The following is a 24,849-nucleotide window of genomic DNA, read 5'->3' on the forward strand; positions in this document are numbered from 1 at the left end:
TATTATGCATTGATTTTTTCGATCTTTACCTTAGTATATGGCTGTCTGTGACCGTTTTTCTTGTGATATCCGGTTTTACTCTTGTATCTGTAGACAACAACTTTCTTGTTTTTGCCTTCTTCAACAACCTTTGCAGTAACGCTAGCCTTAGCAACTGTAGGATTTCCTACTACTAATTCTCCGTTATTTACTACAAGCACTTGATCAAATGTAACAGTTTCACCAGCTTCTACACCAAGCTTTTCTACTTTAATGATATCGCCTTCGGCTACTTTGTACTGTTTACCACCTGTTGCTATAATTGCGTACATATGGCACCTCCTATTATCATTACTCGCCAACTATGGCGTCTGACACTTTTAATTAAAAATGAACAGAACTTTAGACCTCGCTGTGCGGCACACTAAATTATACTAGCATAGTAAGTAGTATTTGTCAATGGATTTCAAATAATTTTTATAATTATTACATTATTACATTAAAAGCAGTAATACCTCATAAAAAGCCAGCATAAAAATCCGTAAATTCACCTAAATATTACTCTGCAATATCGCATACCACAGCATCTACGAATTTGATCAAATCATCAGGACGAAGCACCAGCTGACATCCCCTTATGCCTGCGCTAACGGTTATGGTATCATATAATATAGCCGATTCATCTATATAAGTAGGATATTTTTTCTTCATACCGATTGGTGAACAACCGCCCCTTACATATCCAGTTAAACCCAACAAATCTTTTACATGCACCATCTCTATTTTCTTTTCTCCAACTATAGATGCTGCTTTTTTTAGATTTAACTCCATATTTACCGGTATACAAAAGACCACAATTCCTTTTTTCTCGCCCTTTGCTACTAAGGTTTTAAAGACTTGTTCGACAGGTACACCAATTTGGCCGGCTACATGCTCCCCTGCCAGATTGTTTTCATCCACTTCATATTCTATAGATTGATATTCAATCTTTTCTTGATCTAGTAATCGCATTGCATTTGTTTTTATCATAACTCATCTGTCCTTTTGTGTATGTAGAATTGCTTTTTTAATTGTTTCATAAAGTTATTATAACAAACTCTACTAGTTTTTATCACAACTTGGTTTAATCTTTCCACGATAGCATTACATACCTAATTCATCAAATGTTCCATAATCTATATTTATATCAAATTCTATTTTGGCATTATTCGCTGCTACCAGTCTGATTCTATTCAATCCTTTTTTTACTGGGATTTTATTTACCGCATAATCTTTTAGCTCGGAATTCTTTGATGTTTCTATCATAGTTATTAAACTTTCATCCGGTGTAATCAGTACTAGTTTGGCCTTACCCCTGGTAACTTTAAATAAATACTTCATATCAATTTCCGTATCTTCTTCAGAATTAAATGTCCAAATGGTATCCATTCCCTCAAACTCTACTGTACCTGAAAACTTTTGTTCCTCTATTTTCTGATCAGATTCATTTAAATTATAACTATTCGTTTCACTTACAAGTTTTTCTTCATCATTGTAAATAGAACTCATATAGTTAGAAGAACATCCGGTTAAAACCACTAAAGCAATTACAACAATAGATACTAATTTTTTCATACTACCTCCCATTCCATGCCCATCTGCCTGCAGATTTGACATGCCACAAATTAGTGTTATGCATTCCAATAATCCACACTGCTCTTGATTCCAGAGCTTAAACGCTTTTAAACAATTTCTATTACAATCTTATTATATTCTTTATATTGTCTGTTCGTATAATGGCTTTCTTACCTTTTTTCTTGTTATTTCAACTAGGTTTAAAGCAGTCATATCCACCAAAGTAGTTTTAATAGGATCCTTCCGGAATAACTCCTCCAAAAACTTCATTAATCTTATTTTATATTCCCGCTTACTCATATCAATAAAATCTATTATAATAATACCTGATAAATTCCTTAAACGTATTTGTTTTGCTATTTCCTGGGCTGCTTCCATATTTACCTTGAAGAAAGTGTCTTCCACATTCTTTTTACCACTAATTGCTTTACCGGTATTTACATCAATAACGGTTAAAGCTTCTGTAGGTTGAATGATTAAGGTTGCTCCACTTTTTAACCAGACCTTTTCATTTAAACCTTTTTCTAACTTAGTATTGACACTATAAAGATTTTTTAACGTAATCATATTATCTTCATACAAATGAAGTTTGGCTAAATCTTCTTTTTGATATTTTTCCAAATATTCCTTTATATTCTTATGGATTTCAAAATCATCTGTAACGATTTCATCAATTTGATCCGCATATCCGTCCCGTATATCGCAAATATATCCCGGAGGATTTTGATATAATAAGGTAAATAAACTTTTATGAATCCCATATTGTTTTAGTTCTTCATACTGCTTCTTTAAAACTATGATTTCTTCACGAATCCGTTCTTCATCCATGTTAACCGCATTTGTACGGACAATAAAACCATAGGAATCATCTTTGAAAGCTTTCATCAATTTTTTTAATCGTTTCCGTTCTTCCTCATCTTCTATCTTGGAGGATATGCCAATCATGGATCTGCCATGAATCAAAACCACATATTTACCGGTAAAATTAAGGTTAGTGGTAACAACAGGAGCTTTGGTCTTAATATCTTCCTTGGAAATCTGAACAAGTAATTCATCTCCAACCACCAGTTTTTCCGTTAGTTTAGGTTTTACATAGATAGGATATAAATTCTCAGCCAAAGAAAGATAGCACATTCTACCGTCTCCAATTTCAACAAAGGCAGCATTAATATTTTTAACAATATTCTTAACCTTTCCGATATAGATATTCCCGAGAATACTTATGCTCTCCCTATGATCAATGTTTACCTGAACCATATCGTTGCCTTCATAAATAGCTGATATAATTTGATTTTCCTGTTTTGTAATGATTAATTTATTATTCATACAGACTCCCGTAATATTTTTTTCATGTAAAGAATTTAATACATATAAATTTATAATTACAATACTATTTTTTCTGTGTTCCTCTGAAATATTACACTTTTATTTAAATAACATTAGTATTTTATAATTATTAACTTTTCATTTACATAGTACAATAGTTTTAGGAATATTAATCATCCATTTGATCCAGTGCAGCCAATCTTCGATTCCCTTCGGTACCTAAATCTGCATAAACTTCCATTCGATGTACCTGAAATGCATATTCATTATATTCTATTCCTGCATACTGACAAAATGCCTCCATAACTAATTCAGGCTTTAGGTTGTTGGCACTTCCTGTTGCAACCTGCATAAAAATCTTAATACCATTTTCATATATATCTGCAACACTTTTCTTATCTTTAAAATTTTGTCCAATATTCTTATAGAACTCTTCCCTGTCAAATCCAATATGATAAATCGATGGTTTAATATCCACCTCTTTTTCACTTTTCTTTGACTTTTTAAGAATAACAATACTCTCACGATTAAAAAATTCCTGGAATTTCTGCAAAAACTCCTCAATTCCCATGAATTCATAGCCATCTTTCACAGAAACCATATAATCAGCAGCTGCAACAATGGACATGGCATTCTTACTTTCATCTGTAAGTACCTTAAAACCAACTACCTGAATATCATCTGCCATAGCTTTATTCATCTTTTCTATCATTACCTCAAGTTCATCACAAGTTTTTAGTTGAAGGTCTAAGTATTCACTATCACTGGTAAGTCCAACACCCAAAGGTGCTGCAAAAGACATAAGCTGGTGAGGATTAAATCCCTGAGAATACTCCACCTCTAGTTCTGCACGGCGAAAAGCCTTTTGAAAATACCTCATTACATCCAAGTGACCTACGAATTTTAATGACCCTGCTTTTGTAAATTTAATTCTTGTCTTCATAATATCCTCTATTCTGGCGCCTTAGCCCTCTTTCTTCACACTTCCCGACATGATGCCGCTTTGCGGCATCTCAAATAATAGATGAAGAAGTTCAAAATGAAATTCCAATGGATTTCATTTTGGAGTTCTTCGGAATGGAAGACATGGTCTTCCATTTGTGAAGTATGCTTTTCCTTCACACTTGTCCTCTTTCTTCAAAACATACGCCGCCTTCAAATACTTTAGCACCGCAGTTAGCACAAGCCATTCTACAGTTTGGCGTTACCTTAGCATTCATAGCACGGTCATACTCTCTCCATAAGAAGTCTTTTGTTACTCCTGCATCAATAAAATCCCATGGAAGAATTTCTTCTTTCACTCGTTCTCTACTATTGTAGAATGCCATATCAATCTGATTATCTTCAAAAGCTTTCTCCCACAACTGGTATTTAAAATGTTCTGACCAGGAATCATAAAGACATCCGGCTTTGTAAGCATCATAAATAACTTTACTTACTCTTCTGTCTCCTCTTGCAAATACTCCCTCCAAAACACTAAGCTCTGCTTCATGCCAGTTATACTTGATACTTTTGCGGTTTAATTGTTCATTAAATTTTGCTCTTAAGAATTGTTGTTTCTCCAGATATTCTTCTGCTGTATTCATTCTGGACCATTGAAATGGGGTAAATGGTTTTGGAACAAAGAAGGAAGTACTGGAAACGATACTGACTTTCCCATTCCTTTGTTCCTTTGGAATCGTATAATATTCCCTGGCAATCTGATCAGAAAGAACTGCAATTCCTTCAATATCTTCTTCGTTTTCACTTGGAAGTCCTAACATAAAATATAGCTTTACCCGATTCCAGCCGCTGTTAAAAGCATCCATTGCACCTTTTAGTATGGATTCTTCTGTTAAACCTTTATTGATAACATCACGAAGCCTTTGTGAACCTGCTTCCGGTGCGAATGTTAAACTGCTTTTTCTTACATCTTGCACTTTGCTCATTACATCTAATGCAAAGGCATCAATTCGTAAAGAAGGCAAAGATATATTAACTCCTTTGGAACTAAATTCATCAATTAAAAAATACACTAATTCCTGTAATGAAGAATAATCACTGGAACTTAATGAGCTTAATGAAATTTCTTCATGCCCGGTATTCTTTAGCATCTTATAAGCATATTCTTTTAAGAATTCAAGATCACGTTCACGAATAGGACGGTAAACCATACCAGCCTGACAGAAACGGCAGCCGCGAATGCAGCCTCTCTGGATTTCAAGAACCACTCTGTCCTGTGTCGCTTTAATATAAGGTACTAATGGCTTATTAGGATAATAGGTTTCACTCATGCTCATTTCCACTTGCTTTTTAATAGCATCTTTTCCATGAACATTATTGGACCTAAAGGATTTTATAGTTGCATCTTCATTATATTCCACATCATAGAAAGCAGGCACGTAAACGCCGTCAATCTCCGCTGCTTTCTCAAGAAAATCTCTTCTGGTACCGCCTTTCAATTTATTTTCTTTATATACATCCAAAATTTGATTATAAACTGTTTCCCCTTCCCCTATATAGAAGAAGTCAAAGAAGTCAGCAATTGGTTCCGGATTATAAGTACAGGGGCCACCGCCTAGTACAATGGGATCCTCTTCGGTTCTGTCCTTTGCATAGATTGGAATCTGGGATAATTCCAATACCTGTAATATGTTGGTATAACACATTTCATATTGTACGGTAAATCCTAGAAAGTCAAAGTTCTTTATAGGCTCCTGAGATTCCAAAGCAAATAGAGGAATCTGTTTTTCTCTCATAATCTTGTCCAAATCAACCCAAGGAGAATATACTCTCTCACAATAAGTATCTTCCCGGCGGTTAAACATATCATAAAGTATCTGAATTCCCAAATGTGACATGCCTATTTCATACACATCCGGGAAACACATACAAAAACGAATATCTATGTTATTCAAATCCTTTTTAACCATGTTAATTTCATTTCCGATATATCTGGCGGGTTTTTCTATGGTTAATAAGATTTCATCAGATAGTGCTAATTTTCTCATTAAAGTACCATACCTTTCTTAATGTAGGAATTTATATAATATCTTTGAAAAACACATTGATTAACATAAATTCATTATGTAATCAATGTGTTAACAAATACTATGTTAATATCAATACCAAGCAAACTTGGTATATTTTCATTGCTTTTTCATTATATCTTATCTTTTAAAAAAAGACAAATAGAATTCTTAATCAGAAAGGCCGATTCATCCCCACTTGTAATAGGAAGTAGTATTCTTTTCCAACGTAATTTCTTATCCTTTTATAGGTAAAATAACAGTGAAGCAACTCCCTTCACCTGGTTCACTTTCAACTGTTATTCTACCACCGCAAAGCAGTAAAATCCTTTTTACTAACGAGAGCCCAAGTCCACTTCCCTCCGTGACCCTCGAATCGTCCCCTTGATAGAATTTGTCAAAGATATGTTTTTTTACCTCTCCATCCATACCAATGCCATTGTCGGATATAGATACGTGGGCATAGTTTCCCTTGGCTTTGAGTACCACCCGAATGGCAGTGCCCTCCGGACTAAATTTTACAGCATTCTCCAACAGGTTGATCCACACATGGTTCATCATTTCCTCATTTGCGATAATCTGTATCGTCCTAAGATTGATTTCCAAATTCAGACATTTCTTTTCCAATTGAGGCTCTAAAAGAAGGATTGCCATACGGATCTGCTCATCTAAAAAATAGGCAGACTTTTCAATAGGATTCTCCGTATTTTCAAGATTTGATAAAAGGGTGATATTACTGGACATCCTGGTCAACCGCTCCGTTTCTGCGATTATTATATCTAAGTATTCCTCCCGTTGCTGCTCTGTCAATGTGCTTTTCTTAAGACGTCTTGCAAAACCTCTGATGGAGACAATTGGCGTTTTGAATTCATGTGAAATATTTGTTATAAAATCACTATGGAGCTTTTCAATGCCTGCAAGTTCCGTTGTCATCTCATTAAAGCTAATTGCCAAACGGTTCATCTCGTTGGGTCCGTTAACCGGCACCTTAATATTAAAATTTCCTTCTGCGACCTCCTTCGTAGCCGCCACCAAATCATGAAGGGGGCGTAAGAAATGATTTCCTGCAAGGATTGCCAAAACAGTGCCTATGAACAGGCTGACCAGCAGAAGAAATATTAAGACCACAGGAAAACGTTTTTCCGATAAAGCGGGTAGAATTCTCGCCTTTATAAGAAGATAAGCGATGCCATCCGAGAATAAAATACTAACAAGTAAGATAACAAATACAAAGAGGACAAGTACCAAGAGCGTAGTAAGCCTCCATTTTGTGACTTTCTTGTTGACATTCTTTGTACCTTTCCATTTATATATCATCTTTCTTTACCGCCTTATATCCTAATCCTCTCACCGTCACGATGTCAAACTCCGGCCAGCTGCCAAAGCGTTCCCGCAGTCTGCCAATATGTACGCTTACGGTATGATCATCCGTTTGAGAATCATATCCCCAGATTTCATCCATCAACTGCATCCTGGTGAAAATGGTATCCGGATAACTAAGCAACTTATATAGAAGCATAAATTCCTTTTGAGGAAGTGTAAAATGTTCCGATTCGCGTCTTATGGTAAACGAATCATAATTCAGTGTTACTTTCCCTATGACGATTTTCCGTTCGTTCACAATTTTTGCCCGCCGCAAAAGTGCTTTGACCCGCAGGAGCATTTCTTCCTCGTCAACAGGTTTTACCATATAATCGTCTGCTCCAACAAGAAATCCCCTGCGCTTATCCCTAATCGTTTCTTTTGCTGTCATCATTAATATGGGGAAGTCAAATCCCGCATCCCGAAGCATCTCTGTTAGGTCATAGCCATTCATTCCCGGCATCATGATGTCTGTTATCATCAGATCAATATGCTGGTGGTCTAAAATACCCTGGGCTTCCTGGGCATCTTGCGCCAACACTGGAGTGTAATGTTCGTCTAGCAAAATATCCTCAAGCAGTTTTCTGGTGTGAAAGTCATCTTCGACAACAAGTATATTAAACATGGTGATCACTCCTTCATATAGTAATTTTAATAATCTCAACTGAACTTCAACTTGATTACCGTTTCAGTTGAACTTTAGTTGACATTACTATTATAACATATATATATCTATCGGGTAAAGAAACAACTGTCAGTAAATAACACGCAATCATAACAATGGAAAGTGAGGATGTTTTTATGTTAACCACGTTAAAAAAGATATTTAAATCTATGAAGTGGCTGATGCTCCTATCTGGCATCATGATTGTGATACTTGGCATTACTATGCTATTTACGCCACTTAAAAATTTAGTTACACTTGCTATTTTTATTAGTATCTCCATGTTGATATCAGGCATCTCTGAAATTGCGTCTTTTTACAACGAAGAAAAAGTCCACCGTTCCGGCTGGATGCTGGCAAGCGGCATTATTACCACTTTATTTGCTGTTTGGGCATTGTTTGGGCACGGAATCGAAACGTTGGCCGCAATGATTCCATTTGTCTTTGCCGTATGGGTAATGTCCTCCGGCGTCATGCGTCTTGTAGGATCCGTTTCCCTGAGATCCGAAGGTTCTATTTTATGGGGCTGGATTCTGGCATTTGGCGCTCTTGGAACAGCTTTCGGATTCCTGCTTTTGTTCTCGCCGGTTCTCTCCGAAATGATCATATCCTTTTCAATAGGTTTCATGCTGATTTCATACGGAATTGATAACATCATAATCTTCTTTCGCTTAAAGAAAATCGGAGATTATATTCAAAACTCTTTTGGTGAATTGCCATGAAAAAGATGGATGATACTTTGAGTAAACAGCACAGAAAAGATAAAGATTCCAGTGTCAGTAAAACTTTGCGTGCTTTCGCTTATGTCTCTCAAATTGGAGTAACTATGGCGGCATCCGTATTGGTGGGGGTCTTGTTAGGAAAGTTTCTAGATAGTCTGTTTGGAACAAAACCTTGGCTTCTGCTTATATTTTCACTGTTAGGTGTGGGAGCGGCTATCAAATCTTTATTCGATATATCCCAAAAGAAGTAACTGCAAACCAAAAAATTTAATATGGAGAGGAGTATTATGAAGCTATCTGATTTAGCGAAGAAAATGATTATTTCAATATCAATAATAGCTTTGATATGTATTTTGGGTTCGGTAATCTATTACCATTCTCTGGATTTTCTTCCTTTTATGTACGGAGTCTTCTTGGGCTCTTTCGTCAGTATTATTAAGGTCTTTCTTCTGGAACATGCAGTGGACAAGGCAGTAACAATGGAACAAAAGCGTGCCGGAAACTATGTGGGTATCCAGCACATGCTAAGACTTTTACTTTCTGGTATTGTGTTGGTCTTAGGTGCTCTTGTACCACAGATTAGTCTGTGGGGGGTAGCGGCAGGTATATTAACTTTCCAGCTTGCTACCTATAGCTTAAAATTCACTCTGAAAGGATGAGATTATGAAAATTAAAATAGGAGGTGATTAGTCTATGGGCTTAGAAATAGATAATCTATGGGTTATAAATATTGCAGGCGTTGAAATTTGGATAACAGAAACGATTTTTAATACATGGATTATTATGTTGATCCTTATTATGCTTGCAGTTATCATACGTTTCAAACTTCGAAACTTTAAAATCGTTCCGAAAGGTTCTCAAAGCTTAATAGAAGGAGCTGTGGAAACATTCGATAACTTCGTAGTCAACACTCTAGGGGAAGAACTTTCAAATATAGCGCCTTGGTTTTTTATGGTCTTTGTGTTTATTCTATCTTCTTGTTTGTTCAGTGTCTTTGGTCTCCGAGCACCGACAGCAGACTGGGCAACCACTTTTGCACTGGCCTTTGCCAGCTTCGTAATCATGATTTTCATAGGTATTAAACATCAAAAAGGTAAATATTTGAAAACCTTCTTCGAGCCAAGCTTTATATTTTTCCCATTGAATTTAATTGGGGAATTAGCCAAACCAGTTTCGCTGAGTTTCAGGCTCTTTGGTAACATGCTTTCCGGCACGATTATTCTGACCCTTTATTATGCCCTGACGCCTTTATTTGTTCAGATTGGCATTCCTGCATTGCTACATGCATTTTTTGATGTAATATTTGGTGCTTTGCAAACTTACATATTTGTTATTATCAGCCTTATGTATATCAGAGGTGCAGCGGAGTAAGTCACTGTAAATTCAACGTAAAAAGATTGGAGGAAATTATTATGCAAGATCCATTAGCATTTGTCATCGCTATAGCGCACATCGCAGCTGCATTAGCACTTCTTAACGGAGTAACCACCACATTCGGGCAGGCAAAAATCGCCGCCCAAGCCATTGAATCTATGGGCAGACAGCCTGAAGCTGCTGATTCCATTCGAAGCACAATGTTCATCGGTTTAGCTATGGGTGAGACTTCCGGTATTTATGGCCTTTTGATTGCCATCGTCATGCTATTTGCTAATCCACTAGTAGATATATTACTTAACTATCTGGGTTAAGTGAGAAGAAAAAAGTGGCAAAGCCACATCATATTGGTAATAGTGAATTATAGACAAGAGAAAGGAGGCCGTTAAAAATTGTATAACAAGATAATATTCTTGGCTGAATCTGTGCCCAAAGGTCGTGTTTTCGCTATGGATACACAGACTTTGATAACTATAGGCATCCAACTACTGAACGGGCTTATTCTGGCCATTGCATTGGGTTTTATTCTATATAAGCCTCTCAAAAATTTTATGAAAAATCGTACTGAAAAAATTCAAAATCAGATTGATGATACCGATGCGAAGATGGTCAAAGCAAAGGAGCTTATGGCTGAATATAACAAAAAAATAGATGATATAGACAAAGAACGTATCGAGTTTCTTGAAGATGCCCGTCTTAAGGCTAATAATGAGAGGAAAATAATTCTGGAACAAGCAAGGCAAGAGGCAGATGAGATTAAAAAGCGCTCTTTGGAAAGTGTCCTGGCAGATGAGAAACGTCTTCAGGAAGAAACACGCCTTACTATTATTGAGCTTGCCTCTCTTATGGCCGAAAAATATATTACCCAAACTATTGACCAAAAGACTCAGAATAAGATTTTTGAGGAAACACTAGCTCAGATGGAGGGTGCAAAATGGCAGGGCTAAAGGAACATTATGCTGCAAAACTTTTGGAGCTTTCAGAAAAGGGCAATATCTTGGAAAAGGATTTAGAACAGGCAGTTTTGCTTCGGGACACTCTTGGGGATCCTAAAGTTCAAGCTTTTATTGGAGATCCACATATAATAGATCCTGTCAAGCATCAGCTTTTCACCGATTCTTTTTCAGGAAAAATTTCAGATCATTTGGTAAAATTTCTATATCTAATGATTCATGAAAATCAAGAAGCATTGATTATACCTGTATTAACAGAATATATAGACCGGGCAAACAGGCGCCTGGGTAAAACAGAGGCAAAGGTTGTCGCAGCCTTTACACTTACAGAGGAACAAACTGAATCCATTCGGACTGCATTAATAAAAAAGCTTGGTATGCCAGTTGATATCAGTGTCACAGTTGATCCTGAATTGATAGGTGGATTCTATGTTTTGGCAGATGGTCATATTTTTGACGGTACAGTAAAATCTAGTTTTAATAATATGAAGAGAACGCTTAAAGAGAGGAAGTTATGAATGCAAATTAATACTGATGAAATCAGTAAGATGATAAAACAACAAATTGAGTCTTACTCATCCAGGCTGGATTTTTCTGAAGTCGGTGCAGTCATACAGATCGGGGACGGTATTGCACGAGTAACCGGTTTGAACAATGCTATGAGCGGCGAGCTTCTGGAATTTCCCAATGGAACTTTTGGTATGGCGCTGAATTTGGACGAAGACAGTATAGGTGTTGTGGTTATGGGTTCTGACGCAGATATCAAAGAAGGCGATCCCGTTAAATTGACGGGCAGGATGGCTGAGGTACCCGTGGGGGACGGTCTCCTAGGACGTGTTGTCAATGCCCTTGGCGAACCCATTGATGATAAGGGTGCTATTATGGCAGATGCTTACCGTAAAATAGAGAACCCTGCCCCAAGTGTAATTATGCGTCGCGAAGTAAATCAGCCACTTCAGACAGGTATTAAAGCCATCGACGCACTGGTACCAATTGGAAAAGGTCAGAGAGAATTAATTATTGGTGACCGAGAGACAGGAAAGACTGCTATTGGTATTGATACAATTATTAACCAGAAAGGCAAAGATGTTTATTGTGTATACGTTGCAATCGGACAAAAGGTATCAACGGTTGCCCGTATTATCAAAGTTCTGAATCAGACCGGTGCTATGGATTATACCACAGTGGTTCTGGCCAGTGCTGCTGACTCTGCATCTTTGCAGTATATTTCTCCCTATGCAGGCTGTGCAATTGCTGAGGAATGGATGCTTAAGGGAAAGGATGTTCTAATCATCTATGATGATCTGTCCAAGCACGCAACAGCTTACCGGGCCATTAGTCTGCTTCTTCGCCGTCCGCCTGGTCGTGAAGCCTATCCAGGGGATGTTTTTTACCTACATTCAAGATTATTAGAGCGTGCAGCATGCATGAGTGAAGACTTCGGTGGAGGTACCCTGACAGCTCTGCCCATTGTAGAGACTCAGGAAGGTGACATCTCTGCTTATATTCCCACGAATATTATATCTATCACAGATGGGCAGATTTATCTGGAAGCTGATCTGTTTAATAATGGTATTCGTCCGGCTATTAATCCAGGCTTGTCCGTTTCACGAGTTGGGGGATCCGCCCAGATTCCTGCAATCAAAGAAATGGCTGGTCCACTTCGAATCGAATTTGCTCAGTATAAGGAATTAGCTGCTTTTTCCCAATTTGGTTCCGATCTCAATCAGGATACTTTGGATCGCCTGAATTATGGAGAAAGTATTATGGAAATCTTTAAACAGCCACAATATGCCCCCATGCCAGTTGAAGATCAGGTTCTGATTCTTTTCGCCTTAAGTAACAGGCATATGGCAGATATAAATGTTAGGCACATCCGTAAATTCCAGAAAGACTTCATTGATTATGTAGATAAACATGCTGCTTATATGAAAGAAGAAATCAGGGAAACCGGGAAAATTTCAGAAAAACTTAAGGGAAGTATTAATGCAGTGATTTCTGAGGTCAAAAAAGAGTATGACTACAGTTAGGAGGTATTCATATGAGTTCCATGAGAGATATTAAACAAAGAATATCAAATATCAGTTCTGTAGAACAGATCATTAGAGCCATGGATATGGTCGCCTCCACAAAACTGCTTAAGGCAAGAGCACAGTTGGATGGGGTACGCCCCATTTATTATGAACTAAAACGTATAACAGAGGAACTTGGCAACAACAGCAGTGCAAAATCACACATTTTCTATAAAGAACATAAAGTAAGGAATTCTTTATATATCGTATTAACCAGCGACAGAGGGCTCTCCGGCAGCTATAACGCAAATATTTTGTCAAAAGCTTTAGAGCATATGGAACAGGAGAAAAACGAAAAATTAATCGTTGTGGGTTCCAAAGGCAACGAATATTTTAGAAAGAAAAATAAAAATATTATCCACGCAGTTACTGACGTTACTGACACACAGGTGTATTACAGCAGCGAAAAAGTTGCAAAATGGCTGCTTGATATCTATCTGTCCGGAGAAGTGGATGAAGTGTTTATTGCCTATACTCATTTTAAGACCGTCTTAAGCTATGTGCCCACAGTGGAAAAACTGCTTCCTTTGGCTGCAAATCCGGCAAAGGACACAGACTATAACAGTAAGAACTATGAACCGGACATATACACATTTATCGACAACGTGGTTCCGCTGTATTTGCATATGAACTTATTTCGGGCATATTCGGAATCTCACACCAGCGAACAGGCAGCCCGGATGGTCAATATGGATGCAGCCGGAAAGAATGCTTCGGATCTTATTGATGAGTTAAATCATATGTATAACCGAAAACGACAGGCAGACATCACACAAGAACTCAGCGAGATTGTAGGAAGTGTAAATGTTTTGAATAAAGGTGGTAAAGATGAAAGTTGAAAATAAAGGTAAAATCATTCAAATAGTAGGGGCAGTTATTGATGTTCGTTTTGATGGCGAAGTGCCTTCTTTATATAACGCAATTAAAGTACCCTTCCATGAGGAAACTGTGGTATTGGAGGTCTTGCAGCATCTTGGAAACCACATAGTACGGTGTATTTCCATGCACCCCACAGACGGACTGACCCGGGGCATGGAAGCTGTAGACACGGGAGCTCCAATCACTGTTCCAGTAGGTGAAGAAGTACTGGGCCGTATGGTAAATGTTCTGGGGGAACCTATTGATAACAAGCCGGCTATAGAAGTAAAAGAACGTGCACCCATTCACAGAGATCCACCTAGTCTTGCCCAGCAAAGCAACAAACCGGAGATGCTAGAAACCGGTATCAAAGCTATTGATCTGCTTTGTCCTTTCTCCAAAGGTGGTAAAATAGGTTTGTTTGGCGGTGCCGGAGTAGGAAAAACCGTCCTTATCATGGAACTTATTGACAGTATCGCCAAGGAACATGGTGGTTATTCTGTCTTTGTAGGTGTAGGTGAACGTACTCGTGAGGGCAATGATTTATATTATGATATGAAGAATTCCGGTGTAATCGATAAAACTGCATTAGTTTTCGGTCAAATGAATGAACCGCCGGGAGTCAGGATGAGAGTGGCTCTTTCAGGACTGACTATGGCCGAGTATTTCCGCGATAAAATGCAGCAAAATGTCTTACTTTTCATTGATAATATTTTTCGTTTCGTACAAGCAGGTTCAGAAGTATCCGCTTTGCTGGGACGTACACCAAGTGCTGTGGGATATCAGCCTACTCTGGCCACGGAAATCGGTTCGCTTCAGGAGCGCATCACCTCCACCAAGTCCGGTTCCATCACCTCTGTACAGGCAATTTATGTGCCTGCAGACGATTTTACTGACCCGGCCACAGCTACTACATTTGCTCATCTGGATGCAGTGACGGTTTTGTCCAGATCCATTGTTGAACAAGGCATCTATCCTGCTGTTGATCCCCTGAACTCATCATCACGTATCTTGGATGCCAGTATCGTTGGCTCAGAACATTATCGTGTTGCAAGGGCTGTTCAGAGTATCCTGCAGCGTTATAAAGATCTTCAGGATATTGTTGCTATTCTTGGTATGGATGAACTTTCTGAAGATGAAAAACGAATTGTCAGCAGAGCCAGAAAGATTCAGCGGTTTTTTTCGCAGCCTTTTTATGTGGCTGAAAAATTCACTTCTATCCCTGGGCGGCATGTATCTGTAGATGAAACAATTCGTGGTTTTAAAGAAATAATAGAAGGAAACCATGATGATATACCGGAAGGATATTTTCTAAATGTGGGAACTATTGATGAAGCCGTAGAAAAATATAAAAGTACACAAACTTGATGCATTCTGAAAAGACAAGATTGGTGCTGCCGCCAAATTCGCAGGTTTGCGGCAGAATGGAGGATTATTATGGCAGAACAACAGACTGATTTCCCAAATGAAAAAAAAATTAATCTTAAGATAACTACTCCCCGTGGACTAAAATTCGTTGAAAAAGCAGATATGCTTATCATGCGTTGTGTTGATGGCGATCTGGGTGTTCTTCCGGGTCATATGCCGGTTTCAGCTGTACTTGGTGATGGTATTCTCCATATTTTTAATGATGGAGTTGAAAAACAACTTGCTGTATTCGGTGGTATCGCCCAGATAGAAAGCAGGGATGTGGATATTTTTACTACCATTGCTCAGCATCCGGAAGAGATTGATCTTGAACGTGCCCGAGCAGATCGTGAGAAGGCCGAAGCTGCCATGCAGGAAGAAGCTGAGGTATTACAGATTCAAAATACACAAGCTTTGTTACGCCGTTCTTTGGTCCGTATTGAAGTCAGCTCACATCTGGAGGAAGCTGATTATTACGATGACGGTGGCAGTGAAGATGAAAATAACTGATATAAAAAAGATGGGCATGATAAAACAAGCACCTGTTTCCAGTGTTTGTTTTATCATACCCATCACACATCAGCGGTTCTCTCCTACTAAAGGATGTATTATTTCATTTCCCTGTATTCATTTCACCTTTCCTTATTGCTTTTATTATCTTCATTGTATTCGCTATTTTCTTTGTTTTCCTCATTCTCATTTACTTTTTCTTTATCAAATAGAGATACGAAAAAATTTTCAGCATCTTCCATTCCCTGATTGGAGGATACCGATTCCTTAATAGTGTTACTACTAATCCCTTTAAATTCAATTTTTAACTTATCAATAACAAATACCGTAAGAAACAGCATGAATGCACAAATAGCTCTTATTATAAATATCCTCATAGTACTATTGGGAATATCAAATTCTCCCTGGGAAAAGTCATAGTAATCCGAAGTGTCTTTCTTTTTTAAAAAATTAAATCTTAAATCCTTATTTTCATCCTTCATTTTATTATTGTTCTTACTGTTTAAACTTGGGGCATTTAAATTCCTGGTACAGCTTTCTCTTGCAAGTTTTATGTATTCTGCTCTTGATGGCATTGAAAAATCTTCCTGATGATCCATTACTCTCCTCCTATTCATCTCTATACAGGTTACCATTCCACTTATGTGAAGAATCAAAGTGGATACTCGAAATCTGCTACGCTGCTTCTCTTAACCTTATTGCCACTGCGTACCCTTTCAACAGGAGCTTGGCTCCTGCTGAAACAGGCAAGTCATACCCCTGATGAGGTTAAAATATCTTAAAATATCACTTATTTTAATTATATATACTATTATATTCATTACTTGTTCATAAATATTCGCTTCATTTAGAATGACATTGAAAAATATAATTTTTTCATTTATAATAAACATAATTTATTGAAGGAGGAAACAAAATGTCGACGAATGTTTATGATATTTTACAAGAACGTGGATTTATAGAACAAACAACCCATGAAGAAATCAGGGATTTATTAGGGAAGGAAAAAGTAACTTTTTATATAGGCTTTGATGCAACCGCAGATAGTTTAACAGCAGGGCACTTTTTAACTGTTATGGCCATGATGCATATGCAAAAAGCAGGACACAGACCTATCGCTTTACTTGGTGGTGGAACTACTATGATCGGTGATCCCTCTGGAAAATCCGATATGAGAAATATTATGACCAAAGAAACCATACAGCATAATGCAGATTGTTTCTATAAGCAATTATCCAGATTTATTAACTTCGATAATGACAACGCAATTATTGCAAATAATGCTGATTGGCTGCTAAGTTTGAATTATGTTGATTTCTTAAGAGAAGTTGGAGTTCATTTCTCCGTAAATAAAATGTTAACCGCAGAATGTTATAAACAAAGAATGGAGAAAGGTTTAACCTTCTTTGAATTTAACTATATGCTTATGCAGTCTTATGACTTCTTAAAATTAAATCAATTATATGGCTGTTCCTTACAATTAGGCGGTAATGACCAATGGTCTAATATTCTTGGCGGTGTTGATTTAATTCGTAGAAAAGAGCAAAAACCAGCTTACGGCTTGACTTTTAAACTTCTTACTACCAGCGAAGGCATTAAGATGGGCAAAACAATGAAAGGTGCTGTATGGCTAGATCCTAACAAAACATCACCTTATGAATTCTATCAATATTGGAGAAACATCGAAGATGTTAAGGTAGAAGAATGTTTAGGACTGTTAACTTTCTTGCCTATGGATGAAGTAAGAAGACTTGGTGCCTTAAAAGACGCTGAAATCAATCATGCCAAAGAGGTACTTGCTTACGAGATCACAAAGATCGTACACGGTGAAGAAGAAGCGAAGAAAGCACAGGATGCAGCCAGAGCTTTGTTTGGCGGAAACATGATATCCGATGATATTCCTACTACTACTTATTCCTCTGAGGAATTTAATGCTGGAATTGATTTAATAACTTTATTAGTAGATGCTAAAATGGCAACTTCTCGCTCTGATGCAAGAAGAAATATTCAACAAGGGGGCGTTACTGTAAATGATGTTAAAGTAACTGAATTCGATAAAGCCTTTACACCTAACGATTTTGATTCTGAAGGACGTTTACTTGTAAAAAAGGGTAAAAAAGCTTATCACTGTTTTAAAGTTAGTGAATAACTTATAGTATAAACTGATAGGGGTGAGGATTATGCCAAAATGTCCAAAATGCAACAGACTATTTACTGGTGATGAAACACTTTGCAGCAATTGTGAAGCAGAATTAATTGAATTTGATTCTTCTGCATTAGTTGTCTTTAAAGAAGTGGATAAAAAACCGCAAGCCCAAAAATTTGTGAAATTCCTTCATTATTCTAATGTTGCTTCTGCAGTATATGAATACAATGAGGAAAACGAAACATGGCGCATCCTGATTAAAGAATCCGATTTAAAGCAAACCAAGAAGCTTTACGATGCTTTTTACACCGTTGAGATGGAAAATGCTCAAAATCATACTAAACAGGAAGTGACTATTCAAGGCACTGACTCCACGGAGCTTGAAGCAAAGGTAAATGATTCCACGGAGAATGATTTCGTGGAGGATGTATCTACAGTAAATAATTCTGTAGATAACGCCTCTGGGGAAAACTACTCTTCTGAAAACAATTCTGGGGAAAATGATTCTATAGAAAACAGTTCTGTGGAAAATGATTTTGCAGAAAACAGTTCTGTAGAAAATGATTCCGGGGAAAGCAATTCTGGGGAAAATGATTCTATGGAAAGTGATTCTGGGGAAAATGATTCTATGGAAAACAAGTCTGTAGAAAAGTATGTCAAAGAATATCCTTCTCAAGAGAAAATTTTTGAGGATTATACTTCTGACGAACATTCTCTTGAAAAAGAAACATTTGAGTATGATCACTTAGATACAGATGAATCCTCTGAATCGAATCAAAAGGAAAACAATAGAACACATAATGAAGAACATCCTGAGAATTACAATACAGGACATACCCTTAATTATGAACCGGAAAATGCTGAAATTACTACCCCGGAGGAAGAAAACCACTTAAGGGAAGAATTCAACATATCTGATGCAGAGAAAGAGGAAGAATACTTATTTGATCAAGAGGAAGTACAGGACTTATATAATGATGATCCGAAAAGACCTGAAAAGACACAGACCTATGTAAAAAAGGAAGAACAATATAAAGACTTAATATCTTCTGCTTTCAGTTTTTTAGTCATCTCTATTTTAGGCATTCTCCTACTTATCATTAATGCTGTGGGAATTATAAGCATATTTAATGGTACTATGACTTATATTGTTATGGGTGGTTTATTCTTAGTCTTTTTATATATAGGAATTACTACTTTAATAAAGTCCAATAAAGTGAAAGGCCAAATAGGTGAAGAAAATCAGGTAACCAATGCAATTAACACATGGTTATCTTTGAATGTAACAAAAGAAAGTTTAAACGAACTGGTGAATCCGAAGGATGCGGAAGAAATTCAATTCATACAAAAAATAGAAAGAATGAAAGAACTCATCATAAAACAATTTGGTGAGATGGATGATTTATATTTAGATCGTATTACTGAGGAATATTATAATAACCATTTTGATGAATAGTTCATAAATCCTTAAAAATAGCAAAAGTATTATAATTTTATACTAAATCCAGCGGCTTTGGATATGGAAGATTCTCCATGTATCCAAGGCCGCTTTTTATTATACGTTTAAAAAATAATACTACACTTCTACTTTTAAAGTCTGTTATATTTCAAATTTTTTTTCATAATAGCAACATTATATTGACAACCATACACTACCAATATATACTAAAATAAATTAAACATGATACAAAATTATTTAGTTACTTATTTTCGTCATGTTTTGTATCGTTATGTTTTATATTACTAAGTAACTATTTTTTGTTTTATATAAGTTTCTCATTGACATACTTGAGGAGGAAATGGAATGAAATTCATAACTGTTGCCGGACCGCCTTCTTCCGGAAAGACTTCTGTTATTATTAAACTTGCCCAGTGTCTGGACATTCCAAAAGAAAGTATTGGAGTAGTCAAATTTGATTGCCTCACTTCCTTTGATAATTTAAGTTATAAAGAAGCAGGAATCTCCGTTAAAACAGGCTTTTCAGGGAAAATCTGCCCTGATCATTTTTTTGTAAGCAATGTTGAAAATGCTTTGCAATGGGGCATAAAATCCGATTTTCAAATACTCATTACCGAAAGTGCAGGACTTTGTAATCGCTGTTCTCCCTATATAAAAGGTGTTCTTTCTATTTGTGTAATAGATAATCTATCAGGCATAAATACACCTCGGAAAATAGGACCAATGCTAAAATATGCAGATATTGTAGTGATAACAAAAGGTGATATTGTCTCTCAGGCAGAAAGAGAAGTATTTGCTTTTAATGTAAAACAGGTTAACACCTCGGCAAAAATTATGTTTGTTAACGGTATCACCGGTCAGGGCGTCTTTTTACTTGCGAAATATATACAACAAACCAGAGATATAACATCTCTTAAAGATAGTAAACTTCGATTTACTATGCCCGCCTCGGTTTGCTCTTATTGTACCGGAGAAACAAGAATAGGTGAATCCTTCCAAATGGGGATGATGAAGAAAATGGAGTTTTAGACTAATGAAATCACAAGAATTTATAAACAAACTAAATGCACAGAATTTAAATCAGATCTTAGGAGAATATCCTATCGCTGCTGACTTTTTAGCTAACTTCAGAATAGAACATATTTCAAAAGATTTGCCGGTTCCGGAAGCTTTTAACAATATAAATCCTGAAATTCTTGAAGAGTTTGGTTTGGATTCATACGAATTATTGCAGAACTTATCCCTGTTTCTTGAAAATTTAACAGAAACAGAAACTTCTATACATAAAATATCCTCCATAACCATTCTTGGGGGAGTTAACAAATTAAAAGAACCGGAAAATATCAGTCTTACCATATATCCCGGTGAAGTGATCAGTATTGTTGGTCCTACCGGCTCAGGAAAAAGCAGATTATTAAGTGATATTGAGTGCCTTGCTCAAGGTGACACTCCTACAGTTCGGGAAATTCTAATTAATGGAGAACACATAGAGGAAGAAGAACGCTTTCAATTAGACGGCAAACTGGTGGCAGAGCTTTCACAAAACATGAACTTTGTTATGGATTTAACAGTATCCCAGTTCTTAGAAATGCACGCAAAGTCCAGGCTTACTACTAATGCCAAAGAAGTGATAGAAAAATGCTTTTTGTGCGCTAACCAACTTGCAGGTGAACAATTCTCCAAAGATACAAAGGTAACCCAGTTAAGCGGCGGACAATCACGGGCACTTATGATCTCAGATACTGCTTATATGAGTAACTCTCCCATTGTCTTAATTGATGAAATAGAAAATGCAGGTATTGACAGACGAAAAGCCATTACTCTTTTAGCAAAAAAAGAAAAAATCGTCTTTGTGTCCACCCATGATCCCTTGCTGGCACTTAGTTCAGATAAACGTATTGTTATTAAAAATGGCGGAATACATAAGGTTATTCAAACCTCGGATGAAGAAAAGGAAAGTCTCACATCCATAGAACAGTTTGATAATATTCTGTTAAGATTGCGTAATAACTTACGTTCCGGTGAAATTATTACAAAAGATTTACTAACATTATAAAAGGAGTATTGCCTATGTGGGAACTATATGATGAATTAATACAGGGAATTCCAGATAATTATACCGCTGATGAGATTATTAACGGAAAACATTTTTCCTATGTCCGCAGTGGTAATGGTTCAGGAGTATCCGGTACTCCCTATTCCTATGAAACCAGGATACCCATGTTTTCAAAGAATTTAATTGGATTGCCTCTGCGGGAAGTCGCATCTTGTGTGAAATCATGGAATTTTACGGAAGCTGCTATAGGCGCTGCTGCTATTAACGCCTACTATAATAATCCCGGTATTGCAAAAGAAAATGGAGTAATATTCTCCTATGAAACTTTAGTGGAAGACAGAATATACGATCCTTTTATCATGTCTCAAAATGAAGTAAAAGGTAAAAATGTTGCTATAATCGGTCATTTTCCTTACATTAACCGTTTATTAGAGCCCATATGCAATTTATCAGTTATGGGATTTGAACCGGAAGACGGTGACTATCCTATATTTGCTTCTGAATATATACTTCCTGAAAGTGACTATGTGTATATAAGCAGCAGTTCCATTGCCAGCAAAACCTTGCCAAGATTTCTAGAACTGGCAAAGCATGCAAAAAAGATTGTTCTTGTAGGCAGAGGCGTACCCCTAGCCCCTCTTCTATTTAATTATGGAATAACGGATCTATCAGGCTTCATGATAAAAGACAATGCATGTGCTGCAAGAATAGCTGCTGGTGCTGAAAATAGTCAGATATCTGCAGCGGGACAAAAAGTCTCACTAAAAATTACCCCTTAAGGAGAGATCACGTGAATTTTAATTGGAATTTAGATACCATTCGTTGGTATCAAGATGCAAATAATTATACCGGTTATTTTAAAAATATAGCGAGTCTAATTATTCCAAAACTAGAAGGCTATTCTACCCTTTGTGACATTGGGTGTGGTTTAGGTCTTATAGATATGGAGTTTTGCAAATACATAGAAAATATTACTTGTATTGATATTAACCAAGAAGCAATAAAGGCTCTTGAAAAAAATATAAAAGACAAAAATATTTCCAACATATCTCCTCGCTTGATAAACTGCGATGATATTGAGGAAAATTGGGATATCATTTTTGTCAGTTTTTTTGGCAGCCGTAATCTGAAAAACTTCCTGCCTCGTTGTAAAAAGCTGATTGCTGTTGTAAACAGTGAAAACCCAACGGGTTTATTTCCTGAAAAATATAGACCTTTTCATAAAAACACCTGTCTCAATGTGGGGGAAAATCTTAAAAAGGATGGAATATCTTATGATCTTATGGAAGCATCCTTTGAATTCGGACAACCTTTGGTTTCAATGGAAGATGCAAAAAACTTTGTTAGAATCCATTCACGCAATAACATTACCAATGAAGAATTGGAACTATTTTTATCCCAAAGGCTTATTGAGACTGGAGAAACTCAATATCCTTACTTCATTCCCCGAATGAAATCTGTAGGAATATTTGAAATACAGGGAGAATTGTAAACTTCTTAAGAAAATAGGAGAAAATGAGAAATGAAACAATCAAATAGGAATACCTTTCGGATTTTTATACTGGGAATTGCGCTGCTTTTATCTATAATTATTTCATTTCGCCTTGGACGATACCCGATCCATACAAAAGAGCTATTCGGAATTTTGTTATCTAAAATCTTTCCTATTGAACCCTTCTGGGACAAACAATTGGAAACTGTTTTATTTAATATACGCTTACCAAGGATCTTTTTAGCATGTTTAGTAGGTTGCTGCCTCTCTTCGGCTGGTGCAGCCTATCAGGGAGTTTTTCAAAACCCGATGGCGGCTCCCGATATCTTAGGAGCTTCTTCCGGAGCGGCTTTTGGTGCCGCATTTGCAATATTGAATAATGGAAGCCATTATATGATTACCTTTAGTGCATTTTTCTTTAGTCTTTTAACGGTTATTATTGTTTATTTAATCAGTAAGAGGGCAAAAGGCAATACTATTTTAGGTCTGATACTTTCAGGAATTATGGTTAGTTCCCTATTCTCCGCCGGAACCTCTTTTATTAAATTGGTAGCGGATCCTACTGACCAGCTTCCTGCTATTACATATTGGCTGATGGGAAGTTTATCAGGAGCGAAAAAAAGTGAAGTTTTATTTGCACTTTTCCCAATGTTAATTGGTCTGATTCCCTTACTTTTATTAAGATGGCGTATGAATATTCTGACCTTAGGAGATGACGAGTCAAAAACCATGGGTGTTAATTCAAAGCGGGTTCGATTCATTATCATTGCTTCCTCCACCCTGATTACTTCTGCCAGTGTATCCGTTAGCGGAATGATAGGCTGGGTTGGATTGGTCATCCCCCACCTTGCAAGAAAATTAGTAGGAAACAATTATGTATATTTAATTCCGGCAACTATGCTATCCGGAGCTATCTTCCTTTTAATTGTAGATAATGTATCCAGGAATCTATTTACAACAGAAATTCCTTTAGGCATACTGACAGCCATTATTGGTGCTCCCTTCTTTATCTATTTAATTACCAGAAAGGAGGAGAATTATTGAGTCTTGAAGTTTCAAACCTATGTTTCAGCTACGGAAACAGACTTGTATTAGACAACATTAATTTTACTATACCAAATCAGCAGCTACTATCGGTTTTAGGACCAAATGGTGTAGGAAAAAGTACTTTATTCCGTTGTATTCTTGGCTTGTTAAATGGATATAGTGGTCAAATTAGATTAAATGGAATAGAAAGTAAGAATCTTACCGTTAAAGAAGTAGCAAAATTAGTAGCTTATATACCGCAATCCCACTACCCTTCTTTTAACTTTAGTGTTTTTGATATGGTTTTAATGGGTACAACCGTACAGATTTCTTCCTTTTCGAATCCAGGTAAAAGGCAGATAGCACTGGCAAAGGCGGCCTTAGAAAGGTTAGAAATCGAACACCTTAAAGACCGGGGCTATGCTCAGATTAGCGGCGGAGAACGGCAGCTTGTTTTATTGGCCCGCGCTTTGGTTCAAGAAGCAAAGATTCTCATACTGGATGAACCCACCGCCAATCTCGACTTTGGAAACCAAATCCGGGTTCTGACACAGATTAAGTCCCTTGTAAAAGATGGATATACCGTCATTCAATCCACACATAATCCGGACCAGACCTTTTACTTTTCAGACACGATTATGGCAATGAAAAATGGAAAAATAATTGCTTATGGTGCGCCATCAGAAATATTCACGGAAGATTTAATTCAAAACCTGTATGGAGTTAATGTTCAAATTCAAAGTTTATATGATGATAAGTTTCGAGTTTCAATTCCAAAATCCATTGTTGATTTGGAGTTGTAATATAAATAATAATAAAGG

The 24,849-nt window shown here is 36.8% G+C and carries 28 protein-coding genes; 19 read left to right on the forward strand and 9 right to left on the reverse strand.

Annotated features, from left to right (window positions below):
• Nucleotides 1-2 precede the first annotated feature (2 nt).
• The 8 genes from rplU to RT261_RS01965 all read right to left on the reverse strand — a co-directional run bounded on the left by rplU (nucleotide 3) and on the right by RT261_RS01965 (nucleotide 7,914).
• The gene (gene rplU, locus RT261_RS01930) at nucleotides 3-311 is read right to left on the reverse strand and encodes a 50S ribosomal protein L21 (RefSeq protein WP_313128677.1); all 309 of its coding nucleotides are present in this window, start codon (nucleotides 309-311) and stop codon (nucleotides 3-5) included.
• Nucleotides 312-537: 226 nt separating this feature from the next.
• Complete coding sequence (gene ybaK, locus RT261_RS01935) at nucleotides 538-1,008, reverse strand: Cys-tRNA(Pro) deacylase (protein ID WP_313128680.1); 471 nt, start codon at nucleotides 1,006-1,008, stop codon at nucleotides 538-540.
• Between the two features lie 114 nt (nucleotides 1,009-1,122).
• Nucleotides 1,123-1,593, reverse strand: coding sequence for a hypothetical protein (locus RT261_RS01940; protein ID WP_313128683.1), 471 nt, complete (start codon nucleotides 1,591-1,593; stop codon nucleotides 1,123-1,125).
• Nucleotides 1,594-1,734: 141 nt separating this feature from the next.
• Nucleotides 1,735-2,919: a ribonuclease E/G gene (locus RT261_RS01945; RefSeq protein ID WP_313128685.1), complete on the reverse strand. Its 1,185-nt coding sequence runs from the start codon at nucleotides 2,917-2,919 to the stop codon at nucleotides 1,735-1,737.
• A 169-nt stretch (nucleotides 2,920-3,088) separates the two neighbouring features.
• Entirely contained in the window at nucleotides 3,089-3,862 is a 774-nt protein-coding gene (locus RT261_RS01950; RefSeq protein ID WP_313128687.1) for a TIGR03936 family radical SAM-associated protein, read from the reverse strand.
• A gap of 175 nt (nucleotides 3,863-4,037) precedes the next feature.
• Entirely contained in the window at nucleotides 4,038-5,909 is a 1,872-nt protein-coding gene (locus RT261_RS01955) for a TIGR03960 family B12-binding radical SAM protein (protein WP_313128690.1), read from the reverse strand.
• A gap of 255 nt (nucleotides 5,910-6,164) precedes the next feature.
• A complete protein-coding gene (locus tag RT261_RS01960) occupies nucleotides 6,165-7,244 on the reverse strand; it encodes a HAMP domain-containing sensor histidine kinase (protein WP_313128692.1) in 1,080 nt (359 codons plus the stop codon).
• The gene (locus tag RT261_RS01965) at nucleotides 7,234-7,914 is read right to left on the reverse strand and encodes a response regulator transcription factor (RefSeq protein WP_313128694.1); all 681 of its coding nucleotides are present in this window, start codon (nucleotides 7,912-7,914) and stop codon (nucleotides 7,234-7,236) included. Before RT261_RS01965 ends, RT261_RS01960 begins: the two co-directional genes overlap by 11 nt.
• Nucleotides 7,915-8,069: 155 nt before the next feature.
• Here RT261_RS01965 and RT261_RS01970 point away from each other — a divergent pair, with 155 nt between their 5' ends.
• The 11 genes from RT261_RS01970 to atpC all read left to right on the forward strand — a co-directional run bounded on the left by RT261_RS01970 (nucleotide 8,070) and on the right by atpC (nucleotide 15,849).
• A complete protein-coding gene (locus RT261_RS01970) occupies nucleotides 8,070-8,675 on the forward strand; it encodes an HdeD family acid-resistance protein (RefSeq protein ID WP_313128697.1) in 606 nt (201 codons plus the stop codon).
• Complete coding sequence (locus RT261_RS01975; protein WP_313128699.1) at nucleotides 8,672-8,926, forward strand: AtpZ/AtpI family protein; 255 nt, start codon at nucleotides 8,672-8,674, stop codon at nucleotides 8,924-8,926. The genes RT261_RS01970 and RT261_RS01975 overlap by 4 nt, the downstream gene beginning before the upstream one ends.
• A gap of 36 nt (nucleotides 8,927-8,962) precedes the next feature.
• Nucleotides 8,963-9,334 carry an ATP synthase subunit I gene (locus RT261_RS01980; RefSeq protein ID WP_313128702.1) on the forward strand — a complete coding sequence of 124 codons (372 nt, stop codon included), beginning with the start codon at nucleotides 8,963-8,965 and terminating at the stop codon, nucleotides 9,332-9,334.
• A 34-nt stretch (nucleotides 9,335-9,368) separates the two neighbouring features.
• On the forward strand, nucleotides 9,369-10,046 hold the full coding sequence (locus RT261_RS01985; protein WP_313128706.1) for a F0F1 ATP synthase subunit A: 678 nt from the start codon (nucleotides 9,369-9,371) through the stop codon (nucleotides 10,044-10,046).
• A 41-nt stretch (nucleotides 10,047-10,087) separates the two neighbouring features.
• Nucleotides 10,088-10,363: an ATP synthase F0 subunit C gene (gene atpE, locus RT261_RS01990; RefSeq protein WP_313128709.1), complete on the forward strand. Its 276-nt coding sequence runs from the start codon at nucleotides 10,088-10,090 to the stop codon at nucleotides 10,361-10,363.
• A gap of 78 nt (nucleotides 10,364-10,441) precedes the next feature.
• Nucleotides 10,442-10,996 carry an ATP synthase F0 subunit B gene (locus RT261_RS01995; protein WP_313128712.1) on the forward strand — a complete coding sequence of 185 codons (555 nt, stop codon included), beginning with the start codon at nucleotides 10,442-10,444 and terminating at the stop codon, nucleotides 10,994-10,996.
• A complete protein-coding gene (gene atpH / locus RT261_RS02000) occupies nucleotides 10,984-11,520 on the forward strand; it encodes an ATP synthase F1 subunit delta (protein WP_313128715.1) in 537 nt (178 codons plus the stop codon). The genes RT261_RS01995 and atpH overlap by 13 nt, the downstream gene beginning before the upstream one ends.
• On the forward strand, nucleotides 11,521-13,032 hold the full coding sequence (gene atpA, locus RT261_RS02005) for a F0F1 ATP synthase subunit alpha (protein WP_313128719.1): 1,512 nt from the start codon (nucleotides 11,521-11,523) through the stop codon (nucleotides 13,030-13,032).
• Between the two features lie 11 nt (nucleotides 13,033-13,043).
• The gene (gene atpG / locus RT261_RS02010; RefSeq protein WP_313128722.1) at nucleotides 13,044-13,913 is read left to right on the forward strand and encodes an ATP synthase F1 subunit gamma; all 870 of its coding nucleotides are present in this window, start codon (nucleotides 13,044-13,046) and stop codon (nucleotides 13,911-13,913) included.
• A complete protein-coding gene (gene atpD / locus RT261_RS02015; RefSeq protein WP_313128724.1) occupies nucleotides 13,903-15,300 on the forward strand; it encodes a F0F1 ATP synthase subunit beta in 1,398 nt (465 codons plus the stop codon). Before atpG ends, atpD begins: the two co-directional genes overlap by 11 nt.
• A gap of 69 nt (nucleotides 15,301-15,369) precedes the next feature.
• Complete coding sequence (gene atpC / locus RT261_RS02020) at nucleotides 15,370-15,849, forward strand: ATP synthase F1 subunit epsilon (protein WP_313128727.1); 480 nt, start codon at nucleotides 15,370-15,372, stop codon at nucleotides 15,847-15,849.
• A gap of 122 nt (nucleotides 15,850-15,971) precedes the next feature.
• On the opposite strand, the gene RT261_RS02025 is transcribed toward atpC, so the two are convergent.
• Complete coding sequence (locus RT261_RS02025; protein WP_313128729.1) at nucleotides 15,972-16,448, reverse strand: hypothetical protein; 477 nt, start codon at nucleotides 16,446-16,448, stop codon at nucleotides 15,972-15,974.
• Between the two features lie 317 nt (nucleotides 16,449-16,765).
• Here RT261_RS02025 and tyrS point away from each other — a divergent pair, with 317 nt between their 5' ends.
• The 8 genes from tyrS to RT261_RS02065 all read left to right on the forward strand — a co-directional run bounded on the left by tyrS (nucleotide 16,766) and on the right by RT261_RS02065 (nucleotide 24,831).
• Nucleotides 16,766-17,998, forward strand: a complete 1,233-nt coding sequence (gene tyrS / locus RT261_RS02030) for a tyrosine--tRNA ligase (RefSeq protein ID WP_313128732.1) — start codon at nucleotides 16,766-16,768, stop codon at nucleotides 17,996-17,998.
• Nucleotides 17,999-18,029: 31 nt separating this feature from the next.
• A complete protein-coding gene (locus tag RT261_RS02035; protein WP_313128734.1) occupies nucleotides 18,030-19,451 on the forward strand; it encodes a hypothetical protein in 1,422 nt (473 codons plus the stop codon).
• 348 nt (nucleotides 19,452-19,799) lie between these two features.
• A complete protein-coding gene (locus RT261_RS02040) occupies nucleotides 19,800-20,483 on the forward strand; it encodes a GTP-binding protein (RefSeq protein ID WP_313128736.1) in 684 nt (227 codons plus the stop codon).
• 4 nt (nucleotides 20,484-20,487) lie between these two features.
• Complete coding sequence (locus RT261_RS02045; protein ID WP_313128738.1) at nucleotides 20,488-21,510, forward strand: ATP-binding cassette domain-containing protein; 1,023 nt, start codon at nucleotides 20,488-20,490, stop codon at nucleotides 21,508-21,510.
• Between the two features lie 14 nt (nucleotides 21,511-21,524).
• Nucleotides 21,525-22,289, forward strand: a complete 765-nt coding sequence (locus RT261_RS02050) for a Rossmann-like domain-containing protein (protein ID WP_313128741.1) — start codon at nucleotides 21,525-21,527, stop codon at nucleotides 22,287-22,289.
• 11 nt (nucleotides 22,290-22,300) lie between these two features.
• Entirely contained in the window at nucleotides 22,301-23,002 is a 702-nt protein-coding gene (locus RT261_RS02055) for a class I SAM-dependent methyltransferase (RefSeq protein WP_313128743.1), read from the forward strand.
• Nucleotides 23,003-23,032: 30 nt separating this feature from the next.
• Nucleotides 23,033-24,046 (forward strand): FecCD family ABC transporter permease, encoded by a 1,014-nt coding sequence (locus RT261_RS02060; protein WP_313128746.1) that lies wholly within the window; start codon nucleotides 23,033-23,035, stop codon nucleotides 24,044-24,046.
• Nucleotides 24,043-24,831 carry an ABC transporter ATP-binding protein gene (locus RT261_RS02065; RefSeq protein ID WP_313128748.1) on the forward strand — a complete coding sequence of 263 codons (789 nt, stop codon included), beginning with the start codon at nucleotides 24,043-24,045 and terminating at the stop codon, nucleotides 24,829-24,831. Before RT261_RS02060 ends, RT261_RS02065 begins: the two co-directional genes overlap by 4 nt.
• Nucleotides 24,832-24,849: the final 18 nt, after the last annotated feature.

Origin of the sequence: Anaerocolumna sp., assembly GCF_032079385.1 — a bacterium.
In the GTDB taxonomy this organism is placed as follows: Bacteria; Bacillota; Clostridia; order Lachnospirales; family Lachnospiraceae; genus Anaerocolumna.

Bases quoted from the DNA above. Each gene is read 5' to 3' on its own strand.
- rplU (WP_313128677.1), bottom strand. From the start codon at position 311: ATGTACGCAATTATAGCAACAGGTGGTAAACAGTACAAAGTAGCCGAA.
- atpD (WP_313128724.1), top strand. From the start codon at position 13,903: ATGAAAGTTGAAAATAAAGGTAAAATCATTCAAATAGTAGGGGCAGTT.
- RT261_RS01955 (WP_313128690.1), bottom strand. From the start codon at position 5,909: ATGAGAAAATTAGCACTATCTGATGAAATCTTATTAACCATAGAAAAA.
- RT261_RS01980 (WP_313128702.1), top strand. From the start codon at position 8,963: ATGAAGCTATCTGATTTAGCGAAGAAAATGATTATTTCAATATCAATA.
- RT261_RS01945 (WP_313128685.1), bottom strand. From the start codon at position 2,919: ATGAATAATAAATTAATCATTACAAAACAGGAAAATCAAATTATATCA.
- RT261_RS02045 (WP_313128738.1), top strand. From the start codon at position 20,488: ATGAAATCACAAGAATTTATAAACAAACTAAATGCACAGAATTTAAAT.
- RT261_RS01970 (WP_313128697.1), top strand. From the start codon at position 8,070: ATGGAAAGTGAGGATGTTTTTATGTTAACCACGTTAAAAAAGATATTT.
- atpH (WP_313128715.1), top strand. From the start codon at position 10,984: ATGGCAGGGCTAAAGGAACATTATGCTGCAAAACTTTTGGAGCTTTCA.
- RT261_RS02050 (WP_313128741.1), top strand. From the start codon at position 21,525: ATGTGGGAACTATATGATGAATTAATACAGGGAATTCCAGATAATTAT.
- RT261_RS01950 (WP_313128687.1), bottom strand. From the start codon at position 3,862: ATGAAGACAAGAATTAAATTTACAAAAGCAGGGTCATTAAAATTCGTA.
- ybaK (WP_313128680.1), bottom strand. From the start codon at position 1,008: ATGATAAAAACAAATGCAATGCGATTACTAGATCAAGAAAAGATTGAA.
- RT261_RS01965 (WP_313128694.1), bottom strand. From the start codon at position 7,914: ATGTTTAATATACTTGTTGTCGAAGATGACTTTCACACCAGAAAACTG.
- RT261_RS02025 (WP_313128729.1), bottom strand. From the start codon at position 16,448: ATGGATCATCAGGAAGATTTTTCAATGCCATCAAGAGCAGAATACATA.
- RT261_RS02060 (WP_313128746.1), top strand. From the start codon at position 23,033: ATGAAACAATCAAATAGGAATACCTTTCGGATTTTTATACTGGGAATT.
- tyrS (WP_313128732.1), top strand. From the start codon at position 16,766: ATGTCGACGAATGTTTATGATATTTTACAAGAACGTGGATTTATAGAA.
- RT261_RS01985 (WP_313128706.1), top strand. From the start codon at position 9,369: ATGGGCTTAGAAATAGATAATCTATGGGTTATAAATATTGCAGGCGTT.
- RT261_RS01940 (WP_313128683.1), bottom strand. From the start codon at position 1,593: ATGAAAAAATTAGTATCTATTGTTGTAATTGCTTTAGTGGTTTTAACC.
- atpE (WP_313128709.1), top strand. From the start codon at position 10,088: ATGCAAGATCCATTAGCATTTGTCATCGCTATAGCGCACATCGCAGCT.
- atpA (WP_313128719.1), top strand. From the start codon at position 11,521: ATGCAAATTAATACTGATGAAATCAGTAAGATGATAAAACAACAAATT.
- RT261_RS01960 (WP_313128692.1), bottom strand. From the start codon at position 7,244: ATGATATATAAATGGAAAGGTACAAAGAATGTCAACAAGAAAGTCACA.
- atpG (WP_313128722.1), top strand. From the start codon at position 13,044: ATGAGTTCCATGAGAGATATTAAACAAAGAATATCAAATATCAGTTCT.
- RT261_RS02040 (WP_313128736.1), top strand. From the start codon at position 19,800: ATGAAATTCATAACTGTTGCCGGACCGCCTTCTTCCGGAAAGACTTCT.
- RT261_RS01975 (WP_313128699.1), top strand. From the start codon at position 8,672: ATGAAAAAGATGGATGATACTTTGAGTAAACAGCACAGAAAAGATAAA.
- atpC (WP_313128727.1), top strand. From the start codon at position 15,370: ATGGCAGAACAACAGACTGATTTCCCAAATGAAAAAAAAATTAATCTT.
- RT261_RS02035 (WP_313128734.1), top strand. From the start codon at position 18,030: ATGCCAAAATGTCCAAAATGCAACAGACTATTTACTGGTGATGAAACA.